Origin of the sequence: Altererythrobacter ishigakiensis (assembly GCF_001663155.1) — a bacterium.
In the GTDB taxonomy this organism is placed as follows: domain Bacteria; phylum Pseudomonadota; class Alphaproteobacteria; order Sphingomonadales; family Sphingomonadaceae; genus Erythrobacter; species Erythrobacter ishigakiensis.
Genome location: NZ_CP015963.1, coordinates 585,004 through 604,340 on the forward strand (window position 1 = coordinate 585,004; position 19,337 = coordinate 604,340).

Annotated in this window: 18 protein-coding genes; 9 read left to right on the plus strand and 9 right to left on the minus strand. The window is 57.8% G+C overall.

From position 1 onward, the window contains the following. Positions 1-9 precede the first annotated feature (9 nt). Positions 10-552, minus strand: coding sequence for a VOC family protein (locus A6F69_RS02875; RefSeq protein WP_245638272.1), 543 nt, complete (start codon positions 550-552; stop codon positions 10-12). Then, positions 539-2,125, minus strand: a complete 1,587-nt coding sequence (locus A6F69_RS02880) for a fatty acid--CoA ligase (RefSeq protein WP_067597106.1) — start codon at positions 2,123-2,125, stop codon at positions 539-541. Before A6F69_RS02880 ends, A6F69_RS02875 begins: the two co-directional genes overlap by 14 nt. Before the next feature lie 106 nt (positions 2,126-2,231). Between A6F69_RS02880 and A6F69_RS02885 the strand changes: the two genes are divergently transcribed. Together A6F69_RS02885 and A6F69_RS02890 are read left to right on the plus strand one after the other, a co-directional pair. After that, positions 2,232-2,660 (plus strand): PaaI family thioesterase, encoded by a 429-nt coding sequence (locus A6F69_RS02885; RefSeq protein WP_067597108.1) that lies wholly within the window; start codon positions 2,232-2,234, stop codon positions 2,658-2,660. Further along, a complete protein-coding gene (locus tag A6F69_RS02890) occupies positions 2,657-3,457 on the plus strand; it encodes an enoyl-CoA hydratase/isomerase family protein (RefSeq protein ID WP_067597111.1) in 801 nt (266 codons plus the stop codon). Before A6F69_RS02885 ends, A6F69_RS02890 begins: the two co-directional genes overlap by 4 nt. Here A6F69_RS02890 and A6F69_RS02895 read toward each other — a convergent pair whose 3' ends face one another. Together A6F69_RS02895 and A6F69_RS02900 are read right to left on the minus strand one after the other, a co-directional pair. After that, positions 3,458-3,994, minus strand: coding sequence for a nuclear transport factor 2 family protein (locus A6F69_RS02895; protein ID WP_083984656.1), 537 nt, complete (start codon positions 3,992-3,994; stop codon positions 3,458-3,460). Beyond that, positions 3,991-4,992, minus strand: a complete 1,002-nt coding sequence (locus A6F69_RS02900; protein WP_067597117.1) for an NADP-dependent oxidoreductase — start codon at positions 4,990-4,992, stop codon at positions 3,991-3,993. The genes A6F69_RS02895 and A6F69_RS02900 overlap by 4 nt, the downstream gene beginning before the upstream one ends. A gap of 136 nt (positions 4,993-5,128) precedes the next feature. Here A6F69_RS02900 and A6F69_RS02905 point away from each other — a divergent pair, with 136 nt between their 5' ends. Continuing rightward, positions 5,129-6,076 (plus strand): SDR family oxidoreductase, encoded by a 948-nt coding sequence (locus tag A6F69_RS02905; RefSeq protein WP_067597120.1) that lies wholly within the window; start codon positions 5,129-5,131, stop codon positions 6,074-6,076. A gap of 6 nt (positions 6,077-6,082) precedes the next feature. Continuing rightward, the gene (locus A6F69_RS02910) at positions 6,083-6,856 is read left to right on the plus strand and encodes an SDR family NAD(P)-dependent oxidoreductase (protein ID WP_067597122.1); all 774 of its coding nucleotides are present in this window, start codon (positions 6,083-6,085) and stop codon (positions 6,854-6,856) included. Between the two features lie 15 nt (positions 6,857-6,871). Here the strand turns inward: A6F69_RS02910 and A6F69_RS02915 are convergent, their stop codons facing one another. The 3 genes from A6F69_RS02915 to A6F69_RS02925 all read right to left on the minus strand — a co-directional run bounded on the left by A6F69_RS02915 (position 6,872) and on the right by A6F69_RS02925 (position 12,195). Next, positions 6,872-8,101 carry an aromatic ring-hydroxylating oxygenase subunit alpha gene (locus A6F69_RS02915; protein ID WP_067597124.1) on the minus strand — a complete coding sequence of 410 codons (1,230 nt, stop codon included), beginning with the start codon at positions 8,099-8,101 and terminating at the stop codon, positions 6,872-6,874. A 156-nt stretch (positions 8,102-8,257) separates the two neighbouring features. Continuing rightward, positions 8,258-10,702 carry a TonB-dependent receptor gene (locus A6F69_RS02920; protein WP_067597127.1) on the minus strand — a complete coding sequence of 815 codons (2,445 nt, stop codon included), beginning with the start codon at positions 10,700-10,702 and terminating at the stop codon, positions 8,258-8,260. A 179-nt stretch (positions 10,703-10,881) separates the two neighbouring features. Continuing rightward, positions 10,882-12,195 carry an aromatic ring-hydroxylating oxygenase subunit alpha gene (locus A6F69_RS02925; RefSeq protein ID WP_067597130.1) on the minus strand — a complete coding sequence of 438 codons (1,314 nt, stop codon included), beginning with the start codon at positions 12,193-12,195 and terminating at the stop codon, positions 10,882-10,884. A 143-nt stretch (positions 12,196-12,338) separates the two neighbouring features. Here A6F69_RS02925 and A6F69_RS02930 point away from each other — a divergent pair, with 143 nt between their 5' ends. Beyond that, positions 12,339-13,118: an SDR family oxidoreductase gene (locus A6F69_RS02930; RefSeq protein ID WP_067597134.1), complete on the plus strand. Its 780-nt coding sequence runs from the start codon at positions 12,339-12,341 to the stop codon at positions 13,116-13,118. Continuing rightward, positions 13,090-14,415, plus strand: coding sequence for a spinster family MFS transporter (locus A6F69_RS02935; RefSeq protein WP_067597137.1), 1,326 nt, complete (start codon positions 13,090-13,092; stop codon positions 14,413-14,415). The genes A6F69_RS02930 and A6F69_RS02935 overlap by 29 nt, the downstream gene beginning before the upstream one ends. Positions 14,416-14,424: 9 nt before the next feature. Here A6F69_RS02935 and A6F69_RS02940 read toward each other — a convergent pair whose 3' ends face one another. Continuing rightward, complete coding sequence (locus tag A6F69_RS02940; RefSeq protein ID WP_067597138.1) at positions 14,425-15,234, minus strand: SDR family NAD(P)-dependent oxidoreductase; 810 nt, start codon at positions 15,232-15,234, stop codon at positions 14,425-14,427. Further along, positions 15,204-15,851 carry a glutathione S-transferase family protein gene (locus A6F69_RS02945; RefSeq protein ID WP_067597139.1) on the minus strand — a complete coding sequence of 216 codons (648 nt, stop codon included), beginning with the start codon at positions 15,849-15,851 and terminating at the stop codon, positions 15,204-15,206. The genes A6F69_RS02940 and A6F69_RS02945 overlap by 31 nt, the downstream gene beginning before the upstream one ends. A gap of 141 nt (positions 15,852-15,992) precedes the next feature. Between A6F69_RS02945 and A6F69_RS02950 the strand changes: the two genes are divergently transcribed. Genes A6F69_RS02950 through A6F69_RS02960 form a run of 3 tightly spaced genes read left to right on the plus strand, consistent with a single transcriptional unit; the run spans position 15,993 to position 19,310 of the window. After that, positions 15,993-17,162, plus strand: a complete 1,170-nt coding sequence (locus tag A6F69_RS02950; RefSeq protein WP_067597141.1) for an acyl-CoA dehydrogenase family protein — start codon at positions 15,993-15,995, stop codon at positions 17,160-17,162. Positions 17,163-17,202: 40 nt separating this feature from the next. After that, on the plus strand, positions 17,203-17,742 hold the full coding sequence (locus A6F69_RS02955) for a PH domain-containing protein (protein WP_083984658.1): 540 nt from the start codon (positions 17,203-17,205) through the stop codon (positions 17,740-17,742). 5 nt (positions 17,743-17,747) lie between these two features. Beyond that, complete coding sequence (locus A6F69_RS02960; protein ID WP_067597143.1) at positions 17,748-19,310, plus strand: PH domain-containing protein; 1,563 nt, start codon at positions 17,748-17,750, stop codon at positions 19,308-19,310. Positions 19,311-19,337: the final 27 nt, after the last annotated feature.

The following is a 19,337-nucleotide window of genomic DNA, read 5'->3' on the forward strand; positions in this document are numbered from 1 at the left end:
CATTTCTCCTCAGTTCAATGTGCGGATCGGATCGCTGCCGTCCCAATCTTTGGCGGCATCGCGCACCATCTCGTAAAATCCGGTCAGCTGATCGCTTGGCTCGTAAAGCTCAAGCATATGCCCCAGCGAAGCGGTTGCATCGACAAAGGCATAGCGTGTGCCGCTGGTGACCTCGGACAGCTGCGCGAGCGGCATTCCACTTGCGCCGAAGTCTGCAATCGCTGTGTCCAGATCGTCGACCCACAAGGCCATATGGTGCAATCCTTGCGCACCGCCGCCCGCTGGAAACATGTCATGAAACGCGCTGGGGTTGTCGCCATGCTGAGTGACGAATTCCACCATCACATCGCCCCATTGGCCATATGCGCTGGAATGGTCATGGCTCACGCGTTTGCCTCGGTGCTCGCTCCAGTTGAGCGGCACATGATGAAAGGTGAAGAACGGGCCAGAGCCAAAATTTGCATTATGCGCGCGCGCCGCGCTCTCAATGTCAGGCACGAACCAGGCGATTTGCCGGATCGGCAGGCCGCCCAACCGCTTAGTTGACGGCACGATCCTTACCTTCCCAATAGGGTGCGCGCAGGTCCTTGCGCAGGATCTTGCCGCTTGGATTGCGCGGCAATTCGGGAATGAAGTCGACCGACTTGGGGCATTTGTAGCCCGCGATATGCTCGCGTGCGTGGGCGATCACTTCGGCTTCGGATAGCTCCTCGCCACCCTTCACCACGACGCAGGCCTTCACTGCTTCACCCCACTTTTCATCGGGCACGCCGATCACTGCCACGTCGGCAACCTTGGGATGCGCATAGACCGCGTTTTCGACTTCGGCGGGATAGACATTCTCGCCGCCGGAAATGATCATGTCTTTCACCCGGTCCTGAATGTAGAGATAGCCGTCTTCATCCAAATATCCGGCATCGCCAGTGCGCAGCCAGCCATCGGCATCAATGGTTTCTGCGGTCGCTTCCGGCCTGTTCCAGTAACCTTTCATGTTCTTCGGGCTGCGTGTGGCAATCTCGCCGATGGTTCCGGCCGGCACCTCTGCCCCATCATTGTCGATAATCTTGATTTCAACATCTTGCAGCGGTGTTCCCACGCTGCGCATGCGCGGGCTGCCTTCAGGGACATGGTCCTCTGGATTGAGCGTCACGATGGTGCCTGACGTCTCAGTCATGCCGTACATCTGAACAAAGCCGCACCCCATTACATCCATCGCCTGCTTCATCAGCTCAAGCGGAATGGGCGAGGCGCCATAGGTGATGTATTTGAGATTGGAGAAATCGACCTCGCCGATACGCGGATGGTTGAGCAGGATTTGGATCGCGGCGGGCACCATGAACATCTTGGAGATGTTGTAGTTCTCGATCAGGTCGAGCGCTTGCGTCGGGTCATATTCGGGCAGCACAATCGCTTTGGAGCCATTGAACATCGTGCCTAGGCCCGTGCCGGTCCCACTGATGTGGAAACATGGCATGGCAAGGAGCGTGATTTCGCCAGGGACGGTCTTTTGCCAGTCCATCTTTTCGCTCTCATCGACATCGTTCATGCGCGAGGAAAAGATCGAGCCATGCGTCAGAATCGCGCCCTTGGGATGGCCAGTTGTGCCTGATGTGTAGAGCTGGATCGCGTCATCTTCGACGGTGCATTCGACCATCGGATCAGTGGCGGGAAATGTCCCGCGCCATTCGGGATATCCGGGGAATGCACCTTCCGGACCCTCGGAGCCGTATATGCGAGTGACATGTTCCAGCTGAGCTTCGATATCGCGGACGAAATCCGCAAACCCAGGCCCGACAAACAGAACTTTGGCCTGACAATCGTTGACCACATAGGTCACTTCGGGGCGGGCCAACCGCCAATTGACCGGAGTCATCACCGCGCCCAGCTTCGCCGCACCTGCCAGTATCTCGAAATAGATATGCGAGTTCTTGCCAAGGTAAGCGACGCGGTCACCCTTACCAACACCCAGCGAAGCCAGCGCATTGGCACAGCGATTGCTGCGGCGGTCCAGTCGGCCGAAAGTCATCTCATCGCCAGCGAATTCGAACGCAATGTCTTGCTCGTGCTCGCGGCCGTGATGCCGGATAATGTCACCAATCACTTGCGGGTTGTCGACGCTCGACATGATCTTCCCCTTCGCTCTCCATAGACCGGTCTAGTCGGAGCGCACGCGCGGACCATTGGCACAATTCATAGCGGCACTCGTACGCGCATGCGCTAGGGTCACTTGCATGAGCGATGCGAACCCGCCCGAGGGCTTTGAGCCTGCCAATTTCTCGCCCGGCTTTCTGGACCATGGCGGGCCCTATTTTCTGCGCGCCCCTACGGAAGGCCCAAGAACAGTCGGCCTGCGGATCATGCCACATCACATCAACTATCAGGATGCGGCGCATGGCGGTGTGCTGACCACACTTGCTGACGTGGCGCTTAGCCATGCCGTCTTCGATAGCGAGCAGCCTCATCCCGGTGTGGCGACAATCTCGCTAACGACGAATTTTCTTGCCGGAGCGAAGCTGGGCGACTGGCTGGAGTGCGAAGTCAGCATAGACCGAATGGGTGGGCGTGTAGCCTATACCAGCGGGCATATAACGCGTGATGGTGCTCCCATCGCAACAATGAGCGGCGTGTTTGCGGTGAAGCGCAAGGGAGAACCGAAATGAGCAAGGAATTGCTGATCGAAACACGCGGAGCGATAGAGATCGTGACACTCGACCGCCCTGAGAAACTCAACACCATGAGTGCGTCGTTGATCGCAGCATTGGACGCCTATTTTCGTGGGCTGCAAGAGAGGCTCGATATACGCGTCATCGTGCTTCGCGGGGCAGGGCGCGCATTCTGCGCCGGGCTCGATCTGACGCCCGGCTCCTGGCCCTCTGATCCGGGCGAGGGCGGGATTCAGGCCGGGTGGAAGACCCAGCGCGCAATTGCAACGGTTATGCAATTGATGCGGCAATGCCCGCAGCCGATCATCGCCTTGGGTCAAGGCGCGGCCTGTGGTGGTGGCTTTTCGCTTTTGCTTTCAAGCGACGTCCGCATCGCTGCGTCCAGCCTGAAGATGAATGCGGCTTACATCAAGATCGGGCTTGGTGGCTGCGACATGGGCTCAAGCTATTTTCTTCCCCGGCTGGTCGGCGCGTCCGTTGCGGCGGAGTACATCCTGACCGGCAAATTCATGCATGCGGACAAGGCATTGCAATGCGGTCTGGTGAGCGAAGTTGTTGCGGAAGATGCGTTGCTGGAACAGGGCCTGAAGCTGGCGGAAGAGATGCTGGCGACATCGCCGATGGGTCTGCGGCTGACCAAGGACGCGCTTAATCGCAATATCGATGCGCCCAGCTTCGAGGCAGCACTGGCAATCGAAGACCGCCAGCAAGTGTTGCTTGCGCAGACCGAAGATTTTGGAGAGGCCAAGCGCGCCTTCGCGGAGAAGCGAGCGCCAGTTTACAAAGATCGTTAGCTAGCCGCGCCAACGACTGACCGTCGGCGTTGACGGGTCGCGATCATCGTGGAATCCGGCCATGCCTTCAGGTAGCTCTGACAAATCCACGCCTTCGACTTCGCGGAACTCGCGCCAGTCATAAAGGCCGGTGCGCTCAGCAATACGCCATGCGCCATCGCGATTTTCAAACCGGTCAACATAACGGCCGGCAATCACCGCTGAATAGATTTTCCCCTTGTCAGGAAACACGTCCGGCACGGGATAGCCGGCCGGGATCGTGTGCATCGCAGTGAAATAGGTTTCCGTGTGGCAGCTATCGTTCTCAAATCCGAACTGAGTTTGGCCCAGCTGATGCTGAGTGGCGAGGCATGGATTGATGATTGCCTGTGCTTGACCGACAAATTCCTCCCAATTGCCTTGCACCGGACCGAAGCCAAATGTCGCATCCGAATGGAACAATTGCGGCATCATGTCCCACCGGCGCCGATCAATCGCATGGGCATAGGCAGCGATCACGTCGCGGATCGCTTCACGGTCTTCCAGGCGCATGCTCATTGCTCCAACTCCACAATGACTTTCCCGATATTACCGCCGGTAAACAGCTTGGAGTACGCGGAAAGAGTGTTTTCCAGCCCCGTCGTCGTATCATAGGGCATGGCCAGTGCCTTGCTGTCGACCCATTCTTTGAGTTGTGCAGTCAACCGCTCTCCTTGATCCATGAAGTCAGGTGAGAAGAAGCCTTCGATGCGCAATCGCCGCATCAGAACCTGGTCAAATTCCTTCGGACTGGTGCGCGTGCCCCTGGAATAATCGGACACCAATCCGCACACCGCCACGCGGCCATAGTGGTTCATCCGCGTCAGGACAGAATCGAGCATTGGTCCACCCACGTTGTCGAAATAGACATCGATTCCACCAATCTGATCAAGCTGCGCGTCGACGTCTGCAGCCTTGTAGTCGACCGCTCCATCGATCCCGATCACATCGGTCAGGAAACGGCACTTATCTTGCCCGCCTGCGATACCCCAAGCCTTGCAGCCAAGCAGACCAGCAATCTGCACCGCCAGAATACCGGTCGCCCCTGCGGCGGCAGAGACAAGCACGGTTTCGCCTTCCTTGGCTGCGCCGGTTTGCTCAACACCCCACAGCGCGGTCCACCCGTTCATGCCGAGCGGTCCGAACCAGGCGCGCTTGTCCTTCACGGCCGGATCCAGCTTTACCGCGCCGGCCAGTATGGGATCGACCAGGCTGTAATCAGCCCATTGGCCGAAAGCGCGCACCAGTGTCCCTTCAGAGAAATCCGGATGCCGCGAAGCGGTGATTTCGCCGATCACTAGGCCGGTCATCGGCGTTCCGGTTTCCAACGGCGGCTGATATCCATCCGTGCGATCGGTCAGCCACATGCGCGTGCCCGCGTCCATCGACAGCATGGCATTGCGAATAACAATTTCACCTTCTTCAGGGCTGGGAACAGGCGCTTCGACCAGCTGCAAAGCATCGCTGAAATCCGTGCCTTGAGGCCGCGCATCGATACGCCAGAAACGGTTTGTCATGATCGCGTTTTCGATGTGACGACACGCCACGGCAACGGGTGCTTTTGCTAGTACTCCTGATAGGGCTATCACTTTGGCGCGGTGCGTGGGAACGGTGCAATTCCTAGTCTGGCTGCAACAGATTGGGAGAGCAGAAATGGCATTGATCACGGTTATCGGCGCGTCGGGCCGGCAGGGAATGGCGCAAGTCAAACAGGCACTGGCCGCCGGCTATGATGTTCGCGCAATTTCGCGGCAGCCAGAACCCTTTGCAGGCGCCAAGATTGAAGGGATCGAAAGTGTCGAGGTCCGTCCGATGGACTTATACGACACGACGTCGTTCAAGCCTGCGCTCGAAGGGTCAGACTACATCTTTTACACGCACCCGCTCCAAGCACGTGCAGACCGTGCCGTTCTGATCGGTGATCTGGGCAAGGTTGCTGCAGAGCTCGACGTGAAGCGCGTTGTCTGGAACACCTCCAGCTGGATTCCGGACAAGCCGGGTGACCCGTTCACATATGGTGAGAACACAAAGGGCATCAATGCGCTGTGGCGTTCCGGTGCGCCGGGCACTGTGTTTGGCTCCGTCCTGTTCATGGACAATCTGCTGACCAATTGGGCGCGGCCATTTATCGTCAACGAAGGACGCTATGTGTATCCACATGCCCCGCATCTGGAGGCGAACTGGATCAGCCTGGATGATGTGGCGAAGTTCATGCTCGCCAGCCTTGAGCGACCTGACATGGAAGGGGCCTGGCTGAATATCGGCGGGCCAAAGCGGATGCGCGGGCCCGAGGTCGCAGAAGTGCTTACCGACACTCTGGGCAAGCCGATCACTTATGATCCGTGCACCCCGCAGGAATTCGGCGATTATCTGGTGCGCGCGGCGGGTGACAGCATGCCGGAAGAAATGCGCACCGAGTTCGCGGCCGGTATCGCCGCGTTCTATGAATACAACAATACTGCGCCGACCAAGCCTTTTGCGGTCGATATGGACCATGTCTATGAGCGCTTCCCGGAGCTTGAGGGCAAGCTGGAAGACATGGCTGAATGGGCACCAAAGCAAGATTGGGGCGAGTCCAATTTCCGTCCTGCGTTTGGGTAATCGAGAGTGAGCACGCGGCGGGTTGAAGGCAAGGTCGCACTCGTTACAGGTGGGGCTTCGCGCCCCGGCCTCGGCTATGCCATTGCAAAGCGGCTCGCCGAAGAGGGTGCCGAGGTCATTCTGACTGACGTCGATGCGCAAGGGGTTGAAGAAAGCGCGGCGCTGATCAGAGAAGCAAATCTTTCAGCCACTGGTATGGTACATGATGTCTCCTCACAAGCCGATTGGGATCGGGTTGTCGATCAGATCCTGACAGACTTTGGTCGGATCGATATTCTGGTCAACAACGCCGGAATCCTCGACATTGGCGAGATTGATTCAGAAGGCGCTGTCGCCGGATTAAAGCGTCAACTCGCAGTGAATGTCGAGGGCGTCTTCATGGGTACGCAGGCAGCGGTGAAAGCCATGCGCTCTGCGGCCAACGGCGGCTCGATCATCAACATCTCATCCGTCGCCGGAAAAGTTGGTTTCAGGGGTAGCGCTTCCTACGCTGCAACCAAAGGCGCGGTGAAATTGATGGCCAAATCTGTCGCCCTGGAAACAGCGGCGGAGGGCATTCGCGTGAATTCGGTGCACCCTGGCATCATCCGGACCAATATGGCGGCGGCTGGCCTTGAGGATAACGCGGAGAATTACGAAGCAATAGAAGCGACAATTCCGATTGGGCGCTTGGGCGAGCCGGAAGACATTGCCAATTGCGTGCTGTTCTTGGCCTCTGACGAAGCCAGCTACATCACCGGCGCAGAATTCGTCGTCGATGGCGGTTATATCGCGCAGTAAGCGGCGCGCAGAGGCTTACTCCGCCGCTTCGCGTTGTTCGGCAGCGAAGATGTCTAGCAATTCCTCATCGCTCGCATTGGTGAGCTTCTCCACCCATTGGTGGAAGACTTGCCCGCCGCGCTCGTTCTTCCCGAATAGCACTTCCTTCAGCAGCCCTGATTGCAGAGCCTCATGCTGACGCTTGCCCGTCTTGTAGTCTTCGTCGCGCACAACGATCTCAAGAAAATCGAACTGTTCGTGCGCTGACTTTACATCGGCATCCGTCTCTGGCTTGTTCTCCATCACGTAGAACTGCGTGGTGTAGCTTTCGCCCACGCCATTGCCGGGGAACAGCTGGCTGATCATCGCGCCGCGCTGTCCGCCGCCGTAGAAGCTGGCGATCGAGATGTGTGGAAAGATCGTCCAAACCCCCTGGACCAGTACTTCCTGCGGGATCTCGTCATCTGAGAGATGTTCCAGATCCAGTTGCTGGTCATCGTCACCCGACACCTTGATCGCGAATTTCGATGGGGTCGACAGCCGCTGGTGCGGGCCGAACGCAAAGTAGTTCGCGCGGTTATAGAAATCTGCGCCGAACGTGTCTTTGTGCAGCACAGGCAAGTGGTAGAAATCGAGGTAGCCGTCATAGGCCGTCTTCCAGTTCGGCCCCGGCAAGGTGCGCTGCGCGAACAAGGTCCAGCCATCGAATTCAAACGCCTTCAGCAGATCATCATAGCCGCACAGATAATCGGCAATATCGAGCTTGGAATCGGGATCGAGTGTTGCCCAGATCAAACCGGCGCTTTCGTAAACGGGAAAGCGGGTGAGGCAGAATTCCGCCTTGTCGATCGCGCCGAAATCCTGCGGGCTGGCTACGCCCACCAGATCGCCGTCATTCTTGTAAGTCCAACCGTGATAGCCGCACATCAGGCGTGTGGCATTGCCTGTCCCTTCGGCCAGCGGGTTGCCGCGGTGCTTGCACATATTTAGGAATGCACCGACGCTGCCGTCTTTCTTGCGCGTCAGCAACAGCGGCACACCGCAAATGTCCATTGCTTTGTAGTCACCCACATTCGGGATCTCACAGCTCGGCGCAACCATTAGAGGTAGACGCCGGAAGATCTGCTGCTTCTCGCGCTCGAACAGGGCTTCGTCGGTATAGGCCGAGGCAGGTACACGCACAACATCGTCGGCATATTCCATCGTATCCGCCGCACCATGCGCGATCAGATTGCGGGTCATTTCGATCAATTGTTCGCGTGACACTAGGCTTTCCCTCCGGTTGCATCACTGATTATTGGTCATTGTGTAGCGGTGCCGCCCCTCGCGCAATTCGCGTTTTTGGATAGGGCTCGACCGTTCATGCCGACAAAAGAAAAGGGCGGACCTGACGGCCCGCCCCATTCGATATTCAGCTTGCCTTTAGAAGCGGACGCTGCCCTCCACAAAAATCTGTCGGCCGCGGTTCTGCGTGACAACCAGATCATCGCCTACGCCTGGCTCAAGGAATGGTCGTCCACCAGAGGTGTTGACCCAAATCTCGTCGGCTAGGTTTGTACCGATCAGCGAAAGCTTCCACTTGCCATCCGCGTCGCCGATGGAAATCTGCGCATCGAATGTCACGTAGCTGTCCTGGCGAAGGTCAGTCAGAGTATCTTCATTGGTGAAGTAGCTGCCCGAATAGATCGCGTTGCCTGACAGATTAAGCTCAAGCGAATCGCCGACAGGGATCGACCAGTCCGCCGCGATATTGCCTGAGAAATCAGGTGCACGTGCCACCTCGCGTCCGTCAAGGTCTTGCCCAAGGCCTGCCACGAAGGTGTCAGAGAATGCCGCATCAAGATACGACAGGTTGGATGAAATCGCGAGGCCTTCAACCGGGGTATCCCAACGGAACTCCAGATCGACACCTTTCGATGTCACTTCACCTGCATTGAGCGTTTGGAACTGGATCGCAACAGCATCGAAGTTCTGTACCTGGAGATCGTCAAATACATAGTAATATGCGGTTGCGTTCAAGGTGACAGAGCGGTCATTGAATTGCGACTTGATGCCAATCTCGCCGCCCTTAGCTGTTTCCGACTGATAGATCAGTGCATCGGCTGTTGCTTGACGAATTGCCGGATCGGGATCGTCAAAGCCAAGCAGTGACGCTGAAGGCAAGGCCGAGTTATCGATACCGCCTGATTTGAAGCCGGTCTTGAACGATGCAAATACGTTCACATCATCCGATGCTCGATATTTCAACGTAAGTTCAGGCGACCAATTGCTGTCGCTGAACTCGATTGGGCCTGAGAAGAAGCCGCTGTCGATAAACGCCGGGCCTGCAGACAGGAACGCATGCACGTACGGCACCGATATGCGCGATGTCTTGGTTTCATCGGTCCAGCGCACACCACCCGATAGCTCCAGATCGTCGCTCAAATCTATAATCGCACTTGCAAAGAGAGACGCGGCATCGGTCTTGGTTTCCTGTGCTTTGTCCCAGTCAAACGTGAAACCTGTGATCGGGTCTGGAGCAACAAAAGAAATGTTCACCGCCTGCTGGGATGTATCGAACAGGAATTTGCGCCATTCGTAGAAACCACCAATCATGAAATTGACAGGTCCGCCAAAGTCAGACTGCACACGAATTTCCTGAGTATATTGCTTCAGCGTATTGCGTGGGTCGCTGGTCCCGACGCCACCTGGTACACCAGGGCCGAGCAAACCGACATAGGAATAGTTGTCGAGGTCAGTCGCATCCAGATCGACGAAACCAGTTGTTGAGATCACGCTCAGAGATTCGGTGAGCTCCATGTCCATTTTCAGGCGGCCAAACCACAGTTCGGTGTCGCTGAAGGGAACGCCGTTGAAGCCCTCGGCAAGCGTAGGACCAGTCGCAGTCGGAACTGAAACCGCAAGTGGCGGAGCGGTGTCAGGCAGGTAGTATTTGCTATCCCGGTCGTTACAATCGTTGCCCGCTGGAATGACCAATCCGCCGCCCAACAGGAAAACCGAGTCCGCAACGCCGTTGGGGCCGCAATTGATGTCCGAATGCTGGATCGCACCGTCGCCTTCGTTCTTGACATATTGAACCTTCAGGTTCGCATTGAAGCCCGGTGTCGGCTCCCAATCGATAGTCGCGCGGCCAACGAAATTGGCCTGTCCGCGGAACTGATTGACCGCTGGTGTGCCCGGCTGCAACTCAACATATTCGTCAATGTCATTGTATTGAGCGGCCAAACGAATACCCAGGCTGTCGCTCAGCGGACCAGAGATATAGCCACCGATCACATAGCCCTTTTCTTCGAATTCGTACGAAGCTTTGGCTCCGATTTCCCATGTGGATGTTGGGTCAGCTGAACGGATCGAGAAAACGCCTGCAGAGGCTGATTTACCGAAGAAGAGTGACTGCGGCCCCTTAAGCACGTCAATCTGTGCGGTATCGAAGAAGCCGGCTTGCACAAGCCGCATTGTCGAAACCTGCACCCCGTCAAAATCAAACGCGACCGCAGAGTCGAACGCAGCTGAAATGTTTGAAGAGCCAACCCCGCGCAAACTTAGCTGACCGCCCGAGCCGGAACCGCCGACCTGAACGTTTAATGTTGGAACCCGGCCAACAACGTCTGCCACCTGATCAACACCGTACTTCTCCAGCACCTCTCCGCTGATTGCGGTGACGGTAACAGGAACCTCTTGCAGGGTTTCTGCCTGCCGCCGGGCTTGCACGATAATCACATCGCCTTCGAACTCATCTTCTTCAGCCGCAGGATCGGCATCTTGCGCATGCGCCACCGCGGGCATTCCCGCGAACGCGAATAGTGCCGCCCCACTCAATAGCGCAACGCGCATTGCAGACGGACTCCGAGTCATAAGCTTGGTCATTATCGCTCTCTCCCAAAGTGGCCCGGCTGTCTTGCCGCTGCCATCTGTCCCTGAACCGAGGCATTTCGCCTTCATTATTCAAGCTAAAGTCTATGGTGCACCCTCTGCGGAGACACTTGGCAAAAGGAATAGGCAGAAATTACTAGTGCGACCTTTGCGTCACACGCCATTCCGTAGCGTTATTCGGCTGCCTGTGTTGTGGTGGCTCGTTCTTTTTCCATCTGTGCGCGGCGCGGGTCATTGGGCCAGACCCACGCTTCATCTATTACTTGTTCGACGCGCAATTCTTCCTGCACGTTCTCGACGCCGATCATGCGATCGCAAGACTGATGGAAACTATAGATGCGTGCTTCCTGATACGATAGCGGGACGCTTCGAAATGCCGCGCTTTGCATCGATTTCTGGATCGCTTCGCCAAACTGCGTGTCTTCCAGAATGATCGGCGACATATCGCGGCCATTGGGCTTGGTGGCATCGGGGACGGTCCAAAGGTCAGGCGCGGGCCCGTCTCCCCAATCTAGTGCCATGGTCACCAGCTCGAGCCTTGTCGTGTTCAGTCCGCTTGGCCAGAATATGAGCGGCGGCACGAAATAGTTCGACAACGGCGAAACCCAATTGGGAAACAGCGTGTAGCTCTGCGTGCATGTGCGCCCCAGTTCACCGACGCTTTCGATTTGCTGCCATTCGGGCGGGCTGTCGATGGCGCGGACATGCTCCCGGTCGGTCTGTTCGGGCGCCGGGGCCAGCATGCGTGCATGCCCGTTGGGATAGATCGTATTGTAGTTGCGTTTGCTGTCGACCAGCGGAGCTACGGTTGTGGGGTGGATAAAGGGCACATGGTAAACTTCCATGTTGGCCTCCATGGCCACTTTCCAATTGCAGTTTAGCTCAAAACTGTGCCGTGCAGCCAGCTTGACGCGGTCAAAGGCAAACTCGTCCCATTCGTTCATGAGCGGGCCAAGCCATTCAGTCAGCGGCATCGCATTATCATCGAAATTGACGAAGATGACATTGCCAAGCATTTCGCAGCGCACCGGGATCAATCCGCGGCAACTCATGTCGAAATCGGCCGGAAAATCCTGCCGCTCTGGCACACCCACCAGCGTGCCGTCTGTTTTGTAGGTCCAGTTGTGATAGCCGCACATGAGGCGCGAGGATTTGCCGCGATCTTCGGTTACGACTGGCGCGCCTCTGTGGCGGCATGTGTTGTAGAACGCGCGGACTTCGCCATCCATGCCGTGCACGATCACGATCGGGTCACCCGCATTGTGCCAGCGCATGTAGCAGCCGGGTTCCGGGATCTCGTCAATGTGACCTGCGAAGAGCCAGCTTTTCCGGAAGATATGCTCTTGCTCGAGCGCAAAGTACTCTGCCGAGGTGTAGCGAACCGCTGGCATATCAGGCAGCCTGGGAAAGCTGTCTGGCGGCGCGCTGCGCTGCCCCTCCCACTCCATCAATGCTTTCAGGCGCTGTACCTCTGCGTCGCTGATCATTTGCGCTCTCCCTGTGTGGCAACTTAGCGTGCGGGACCGGTCGCGCGACTGACACTTTGATCGAAAACTAAGCGCTTCTGACAGTGGTGTGCGCAATCGCTGCCGATAGTTTGGCGCGCAGAAAACAGTGTTGGGAGAGCAGGATGGCAGGCAGAGTCGCAGGGAAGGTGGCGCTGGTAACCGGAGGCGCGATGGGGCTGGGCAAGGCGGATTGTTTGCGCCTTGCTGAAGAGGGCGCGCATGTAATCGTGACCGATCGTGAGATCGATCTGGCGCACGAAGTGGCGCATGAAATCCATGGCGATGCCTACGAACTGGACGTCACCGATCCTGATCAGTGGCAACATGTGATTGATGCGGTGGAGCAGCGCCACGGCGGGCTCGATATCCTCGTCAACAATGCAGGCAATGTCATCTTCGAAAGTATTGAGGAATGCTCGCTGGAGCATTTCCGCCTGCATATGGCGATCCACGCCGAAGGGACATTTCTGGGCTGCAAGACGGCTCTGCCTTTGATGAAGAACCGTCATGAAAAGAATGGCGGAGCAGGCGCTTCGATCGTCAATATGGCGTCTACTGCTGCGCTGATGGGTTATGGCAACATACCTGCCTATACCGCTGCGAAAGGCGCGATCCGGGCTATGACCCGCTCTATCGCGATGGATTGTCAGGACAAAGGATATGGCATTCGCTGCAATGCTATCGCGCCCGGTGGCATCGAAACGCCGATGGTGCGCGACATTTCAGGGCGGGCCGGAGAGGATTTGATGGAGATCCCTGACGGGCCGCTGCCGGTTGATGGCTTGGGCGCGCCAAAAGATGTCGCGAACGCGGTTCTCTATCTCGCCAGCGACGACTCACGCTTTATAAACGGGATCGTACTTCCGGTGGACAATGGTCTCGACGCCCGACCCCATCACTGAGGGCGCTAAGTCCGAGGCAGAAACGGACAAGCCGGGCAAGTATCGCTGGTACGTTCTGTTCCTGCTGATCCTGACGCTGTTGTTCAGCGTGGCCGACCGGCTGGTCTTCTCAATCCTGCTGGAGGACATCAAGGCCGAGTTTGATTTCAGCGATACGCAGTTGGGCTTGCTGGGCGGTGTTGCCTTTACCGCAACCTATGTGATCATCGGGTTTCCGGCCGCGCGGCTGGCTGATCGATCTGTGCGCAAGAACATTGTTGCAGGTGCGATCAGTTTCTGGAGCTTGATGACCGCGCTTTGCGGCATGGCGATCGGTTTCTGGTCGCTGTTTTTTGCGCGCACGGGCGTAGGCGTTGGAGAGGGTTGCTCGGGCCCCGCGTCGCAATCGATGCTGGCGGATTTCTTCCCGCGCAAGGAACTGGCGCGCGCGATGGGTTTCCTGACGCTGGGATCGACGCTGGGCACAGTAACAGGCCTGATGGCGGGGGGCTTGCTGGCCGAGGAGTTTGGCTGGCGCAATGCCTTCATCCTGATGGCGATCCCCGGCTTCATCATCGGCGGCTTTCTCTATTTCACGGTGCGCGAGCCGCAGCGTGGGCGCTACGCCCCGAAAGGCGCGCGCGTAGAACAATTGCCATTGGGCGAAACCATCCGGACTTTGCTTGCCAACAAGGTATTCCTTGGATTGGCACTCGGCTGGGCGGTGCAGATCATGATCGGATACGGCATGGCCTTCTGGCTCGCGCCAGCGATGATCCGCCTGTTTGAAGTGTCGGTTGGAGACGTTGCACTTTATCTTGGCCTGGCTTTCCTGATTGGCGGCGTTCCAGGGCCGATCTTGGGCGGTTTCATAACAGACTGGCTCGTGAAGCATGATGAACGATGGCGTGCCTGGCTTCCGGGTATTGTCAGCCTGGGCGCAGTCCTCCCGCTATGGGTTGCCTTCGAAAGCGGCAGTTTTGCGCTGTTTTTGGGTATCTTTGCACTGGCATACGGGATCTATGTCGCCAGTCAGGCTCCGATCATGTCGGGCATTCAGTCGGCTGTTGAGCCATCGCAACGCGGTTTCGCGGTCGCCGTTGCGCTGTTCTTCAACAATCTGATCGGGCAGGCATTCGGGCTGGGCGTAATCGGATGGCTGAGCGATACGCTTGAGCCGACGCGGGGCAATGCTGCGCTGGGCGATGCGGTGCTTTTTGTAAGTCTTGGGGCAGGTATGGTTGCGCTGGCCATCTTTGCGTGGACGGCACGACAGATGCGCGTGACCGGTTATCTTGAGCGGATCGCTGCAAGTTAGAACCCGCTGCTAGAAACCCGGATGGATGCTGAGCGCACCGCCGTCGACCAGCATATCCGCCCCGGTCATGAAGGGACATTCATCGCTTGCTAAAAAGGCGATCGCAGCGGCGGTTTCTGCCGGATCGGCCAGCCGGTTTATGGGCGAGGTAGCTGCAACCGCTGCCTTCAAACCCGGGGTCACTTTTTCTGCTGCATTCAATATCCCGGTTTCGGTGGCTCCCGGAATCACGCTGTTGCAGCGGATTGCAAGCCCTTGCTTGGCACACCATGTGGCGACCGATTTGGTCAACGCTCGCACGCCCGCCTTGCTGGCTGAATAGCCAACATCGGTCGGAAGCGGCGTGATCGCGGTAGTCGAAGCAATGTTGATGATAGAGCCAGATGCGCCGCCGGGATTGCCCTTCATCGCAGCGATCGCCGCGCGGCATCCCGCCATGGTGCCGGTCAGGTTGACAGCAATCACCTGATCCCAGGCGGCGAACATTTCTTCGTCAGAGCCATCGCCGATGCTTGCGCCAGACACCATGCCGGCATTGTTCACGAGTATGTCGAGCCCCCCGAGCTTCTGCACGGCGACAGCGACAATCTCGGCCCAGCGCGCACGGTCCGACACGTCTTGTTGCAGAAAGCTCGCGCCAACTTCATCGCAAAGCGTCTGGCCAGCTTCGGCGTTGAGATCGGTGCCAAGCACTTGCGCGCCATCAGCGGCCAGACGCCTGACTGTTGCGGCTCCGATCCCACTGGCACAGCCAGTAACAATCGCTGCCTTGCCGGACAGGTCTGGCACTATTCTGCCTGCTGCCAGATCGCGGCACATTCACGCTGATTGTGGGTCTCTACGAAGCGCGCGAGATTGTCCGTCCCCTCGGGCAGCTTCCAACCGATGGTGAACCCGAAATTGGCAAAGGCAAACATCAGCAAATCCGCGAAGGTAAAGCGGCCCAAAGCCAGATGATTGCTGTCGCCGAGTGTCTTGTCGAACCAGCGCCACTTCTCATCAGACATTGCTGTGAGCTCAGCCCCGGCTTCAGTCGACACGACCGGTATGCGCGGCTCGAACATCGGGCGGCCGCCGGTTGCGCGGAAACCCATGGTCATTGGCACCACCACTTCCTGATCAAACAGCCGCGCCCATTTACGTACTTCTGCGCGTTCATGCGCGGTCTCGCCAAACAGATTGGGCGCCGGATGCATCTCTTCGATAAACTCGCAGATCGGCCAGCTTTCGGTCAGACAGGTGCCATCATCGAGTTCGAGAACTGGCAGCGTTTGCAGTTCGTTCTTGCCGGTCAGGCTGTCGCTCTGACGGTTTTCGCCCGCGATAATATCGTAGTGCACGCGCTCGAAGTCCTCACCCTCTTTCAGGCCCTTCTCGACTAGGAACATGCGCACCAGGCGGGGGTTCGGGCCGAGGCTGGAATGAAGCTTGGTCATGGGAGTTCTCCTTCGCGAATGTCTGATTGCGCCAACCCTATGCGAGCGGGCGGTTTCTGCCACCCTCACAAATGCGCTAGGCAAACAGGCTGCAAGATGCGCTAGGGGTAGCGCGACAAACAGACGACAGGATCAGACCCAATGGACTTCCGCCTTACCGACGAACAGCGCGAACTGCAGGATGCGGCACGCAAATTCGCCCGCGCCGAATTGCCAGAGCTTGCGCGCGATATGGAAGAGAAGGACTATTCCGTTCCCGCTGACATGCTGCGAAAATATGGCGAGCTGGGCTTCCTGGGTGTGAATTTGCCAACCGAATATGGCGGGCTAGGGCTGGGGCATGTCGAAGCGCTGTTGGTGCTTGAAGAGTTTGCGCAGATTTCCAACGCGGTCGCTTTTCCGGTGTTTGAGGCCTTGGTTGGGCCGGTGCGCACGATCGAGCGTTTTGGTTCAGCCGAAATGAAGGCGCGTATTCTGCCCGAGGTGATCAAGGGCGAGAAGATTGTTGCGGTTTCCATGTCTGAACCCGACGCTGGCACCGCGCTGACCGATCTCAAGACGCGCGCGGTCGCCGATGGCGATGATTATGTCGTCAATGGCTACAAGCGCTGGACTTCTGGCGGTGGGCATTCGGACTATTACGTCACCTATTGCCGCTACAATGATGAGCCCGGCGCCAAGGGCATCGGCGCTATCCTGCTTGAGAAAGACGCGCCCGGAATGCAATTCGGCAAGCGCGAGCAGCTGATGGGTTTCCGCGGCATCGACACAGCAGACTTCGCGATCGAAGACGTGCGTGTGCCAAAGGAGAACGTGATCGTTGGCGCGGGCGGGTTCGGCAAGTTGATGAGCGCGTTCGGGCTGGAGCGCTGCGGCAATGCGACGCAAAGCCTGGGAGTGGCCGCAGCTGCGCTCGAACAGGCCACCCAATATGTTCAGGAGCGCGAAGCTTTCGGAAAACCCATCGTTGAATTTCAGGCTGTGCAATTGAAGCTGGCTGAAATGGCTATGAAGGTAGAGGCATCACGCCTGCTGATCCATCGCGCGGCTGCCAATGCCGCACATCAGGATGACGGTTTGCCCACTGTCTATGAAAGCTCGGTCGCCAAATGCTACGCCAATGAAATCGTGCGCGATGTGACCGCCATGGGGCTGCAGGTCATGGGCGGGTATGGCTATCACAAGGACTATGGCATGGAGCAGCGTGTCCGTGATGGTTTTGCTTGGGGGATCGCTGGCGGTACCACAGATGTCCAGAAGACCAATATTGCAGCTTCGCTGATCGGGCGCAGATTCGACCAACGCCGCTAAGACATTGACCTGAAGAGCCGTATTGCCCATCTAAGTCACTATGGATGAAAACACAGAGGCAGAACCATCTGCCGTCGCTCCCGCAACTGAGCAGACACCCAACGTTTCGGGGCCCGGCGATGATCAGGCGCTGACTGAACTGCATCCCAACTACAAGTCGGCTTTGCGGTTGCAGGCAATACTCACATCGCTCCCGTTCATCGTGGCTGCATTCGTTTTGGAAGGCCGGGCAATTTTGCCAACGGCGACCATAATGATCCCGGTCGTCTTGATCGCTCTTGCCTTCATCATTCGCTTGCCTTCGCGGCGCTTCCACGCGCGCGGCTATGCGATGAGCACAGATCGCCTGCGCGTTGTGCGCGGTATCTTGTTCCGCCATGATACTGTCGTGCCGTTTGGGCGGGTCCAGCATATTGACGTCAATCAGGGACCCATCGACCGCTTCTTCGGGATCGCTACGCTGACGCTGCACACGGCCGGTTCGCACAATGCCTCGGTGCATTTGCCGGGTCTTGGCGAGCTGTTGGCGCGTGATATGCGCGAGGAAATCCGCAGCCACATCAAGCGTGAGGCGCTTTGATCACGATGTCTGGCGAGATTGCCACTTATCCCGCTGACGGGACACAGCCGCAACGTACGGCGCCCATCGGCTTGTTGGTCAGCGCGATTGCAAGCATTCGCCAGCTTGTCGTGCCGCTGGTGGTTGCTGGCGTTGCCTTGCGCGACAACCCCTTTGGCTTCGGCGGTTTGGCCGGAGTCTTGTTTGTCATCCTGTTGGCAAATGTCGGCGCGGCCTATCTGCGTTGGTTACGTCTGACTTACACCACCGGCGCAGAGGATATTCGCGTCGAAAGCGGGATTATCAGCCGTGCTGCGCGATCCGTCCCCTATGAGCGCATTCAGGATGTCAGCCTTGAGCAGAAGCTGCTGCCGCGGTTATTCGGACTGGTTGAAGTCAAGTTCGAAACAGGTGCCGGAGGCGCAGACGATCTGAAGCTTGCCTATCTGCTGGAAAGCCAAGGCGAAGAGCTGCGTCAATTGATCCGTGAGCGCCGGGATGAAGCCGAAGCAGCGGCCGAAACTGGCAGCAGCGGGGGCACTGATACTGTTCAGGACGATCAAGGCGACACGGTCTTTTCCATGGACACCAAACGCCTCACGACCTTTGGATTCTTTGAATTCTCGCTCGCGGTATTCGCCGTGCTGGGCGGCTTGCTGCAATATGTCGACACCTTTGTGGGGATCGAGCTGTGGGATGTGGACCTTTGGCAAGGCTGGATCGAAAGCCAGAGCGGCTGGCTCTCCAGCTTCGGCTTCATCGCTCAGATCGCCGGCGTCGTGGCGGGGGTCATCACTTTGCTGATTGTCGGATCGGTGACCGGACTGGTCCGCACCTTCCTGCGCGACTGGGGGTTTGTGCTTGAAAAGACTGCGCGCGGTTTCCGCCGCCGCCGTGGACTCTTCACGAAGACCGATGTGGTCATGCCGGTACACCGAGTGCAGGCTTTGGTGCTCGGTACTGGCTGGCTGCGCTATCGTTTCGGCTGGCATAGCCTGAAATTTGTAAGCCTTGCTCAGGACGCAGGCTCAACCAGCCATGTTGTTGCGCCTTTTGGGCAGATGGAAGAGATCGACCCGATCATCCGCGCGGCGAAGTTTGAACCGCCATCTGAGGACCTAGATTGGCGGCATGCCAGCCGCAAGTACCGCGTTGACAGTGCGGCGATCGAAGGCGGAATCTTTGCCCTTATCGCGCTGCTTCTTGCCATTTTGATTGGTACTGGAACCATCGGAAGCGGGTTCGCATACGCTGCATTCATACCGCTCATTCCAGTGGCGTTGTCGATCTTCTTCACTCTTGCGAATCTATACGCTTGGCAGTTCCAGCGCCACGCCTTGAGCGCCAGCCAAGTGTTCGGGCGCAAAGGGCTGCTGTCGCCAGCCACGCGGATTGCATCGCGGGTGAAGCTCCATTCAGTCGAGATTGTGCAAGGCCCGATTGCGCAACGGCGCGGCTATGCGACCCTGCATCTGGGTCTGGCCGGCGGAACGTTCTCGATTCCGGGTTTGCCGATCGAGCGCGCTCGCGACCTGAAGTCTGCAATATTGCACAGCATCGCGTCGCGCGATTTCTCCGCATTGGCTTGATCTCGCTGTCATCCGCTTTACAGGCGA

Excerpts from the sequence above, each read along its gene's own strand:
- A6F69_RS02880 (WP_067597106.1), bottom strand. The coding sequence starts at position 2,125 with ATGTCGAGCGTCGACAACCCGCAAGTGATTGGTGACATTATCCGGCAT.
- A6F69_RS02885 (WP_067597108.1), top strand. The coding sequence starts at position 2,232 with ATGAGCGATGCGAACCCGCCCGAGGGCTTTGAGCCTGCCAATTTCTCG.
- A6F69_RS02890 (WP_067597111.1), top strand. The coding sequence starts at position 2,657 with ATGAGCAAGGAATTGCTGATCGAAACACGCGGAGCGATAGAGATCGTG.
- A6F69_RS02895 (WP_083984656.1), bottom strand. The coding sequence starts at position 3,994 with ATGAGCATGCGCCTGGAAGACCGTGAAGCGATCCGCGACGTGATCGCT.
- A6F69_RS02900 (WP_067597117.1), bottom strand. The coding sequence starts at position 4,992 with ATGACAAACCGTTTCTGGCGTATCGATGCGCGGCCTCAAGGCACGGAT.
- A6F69_RS02905 (WP_067597120.1), top strand. The coding sequence starts at position 5,129 with ATGGCATTGATCACGGTTATCGGCGCGTCGGGCCGGCAGGGAATGGCG.
- A6F69_RS02920 (WP_067597127.1), bottom strand. The coding sequence starts at position 10,702 with ATGACCAAGCTTATGACTCGGAGTCCGTCTGCAATGCGCGTTGCGCTA.
- A6F69_RS02925 (WP_067597130.1), bottom strand. The coding sequence starts at position 12,195 with ATGATCAGCGACGCAGAGGTACAGCGCCTGAAAGCATTGATGGAGTGG.
- A6F69_RS02930 (WP_067597134.1), top strand. The coding sequence starts at position 12,339 with ATGGCAGGCAGAGTCGCAGGGAAGGTGGCGCTGGTAACCGGAGGCGCG.
- A6F69_RS02935 (WP_067597137.1), top strand. The coding sequence starts at position 13,090 with ATGGTCTCGACGCCCGACCCCATCACTGAGGGCGCTAAGTCCGAGGCA.
- A6F69_RS02940 (WP_067597138.1), bottom strand. The coding sequence starts at position 15,234 with ATGTGCCGCGATCTGGCAGCAGGCAGAATAGTGCCAGACCTGTCCGGC.
- A6F69_RS02945 (WP_067597139.1), bottom strand. The coding sequence starts at position 15,851 with ATGACCAAGCTTCATTCCAGCCTCGGCCCGAACCCCCGCCTGGTGCGC.
- A6F69_RS02950 (WP_067597141.1), top strand. The coding sequence starts at position 15,993 with ATGGACTTCCGCCTTACCGACGAACAGCGCGAACTGCAGGATGCGGCA.
- A6F69_RS02955 (WP_083984658.1), top strand. The coding sequence starts at position 17,203 with ATGGATGAAAACACAGAGGCAGAACCATCTGCCGTCGCTCCCGCAACT.
- A6F69_RS02960 (WP_067597143.1), top strand. The coding sequence starts at position 17,748 with ATGTCTGGCGAGATTGCCACTTATCCCGCTGACGGGACACAGCCGCAA.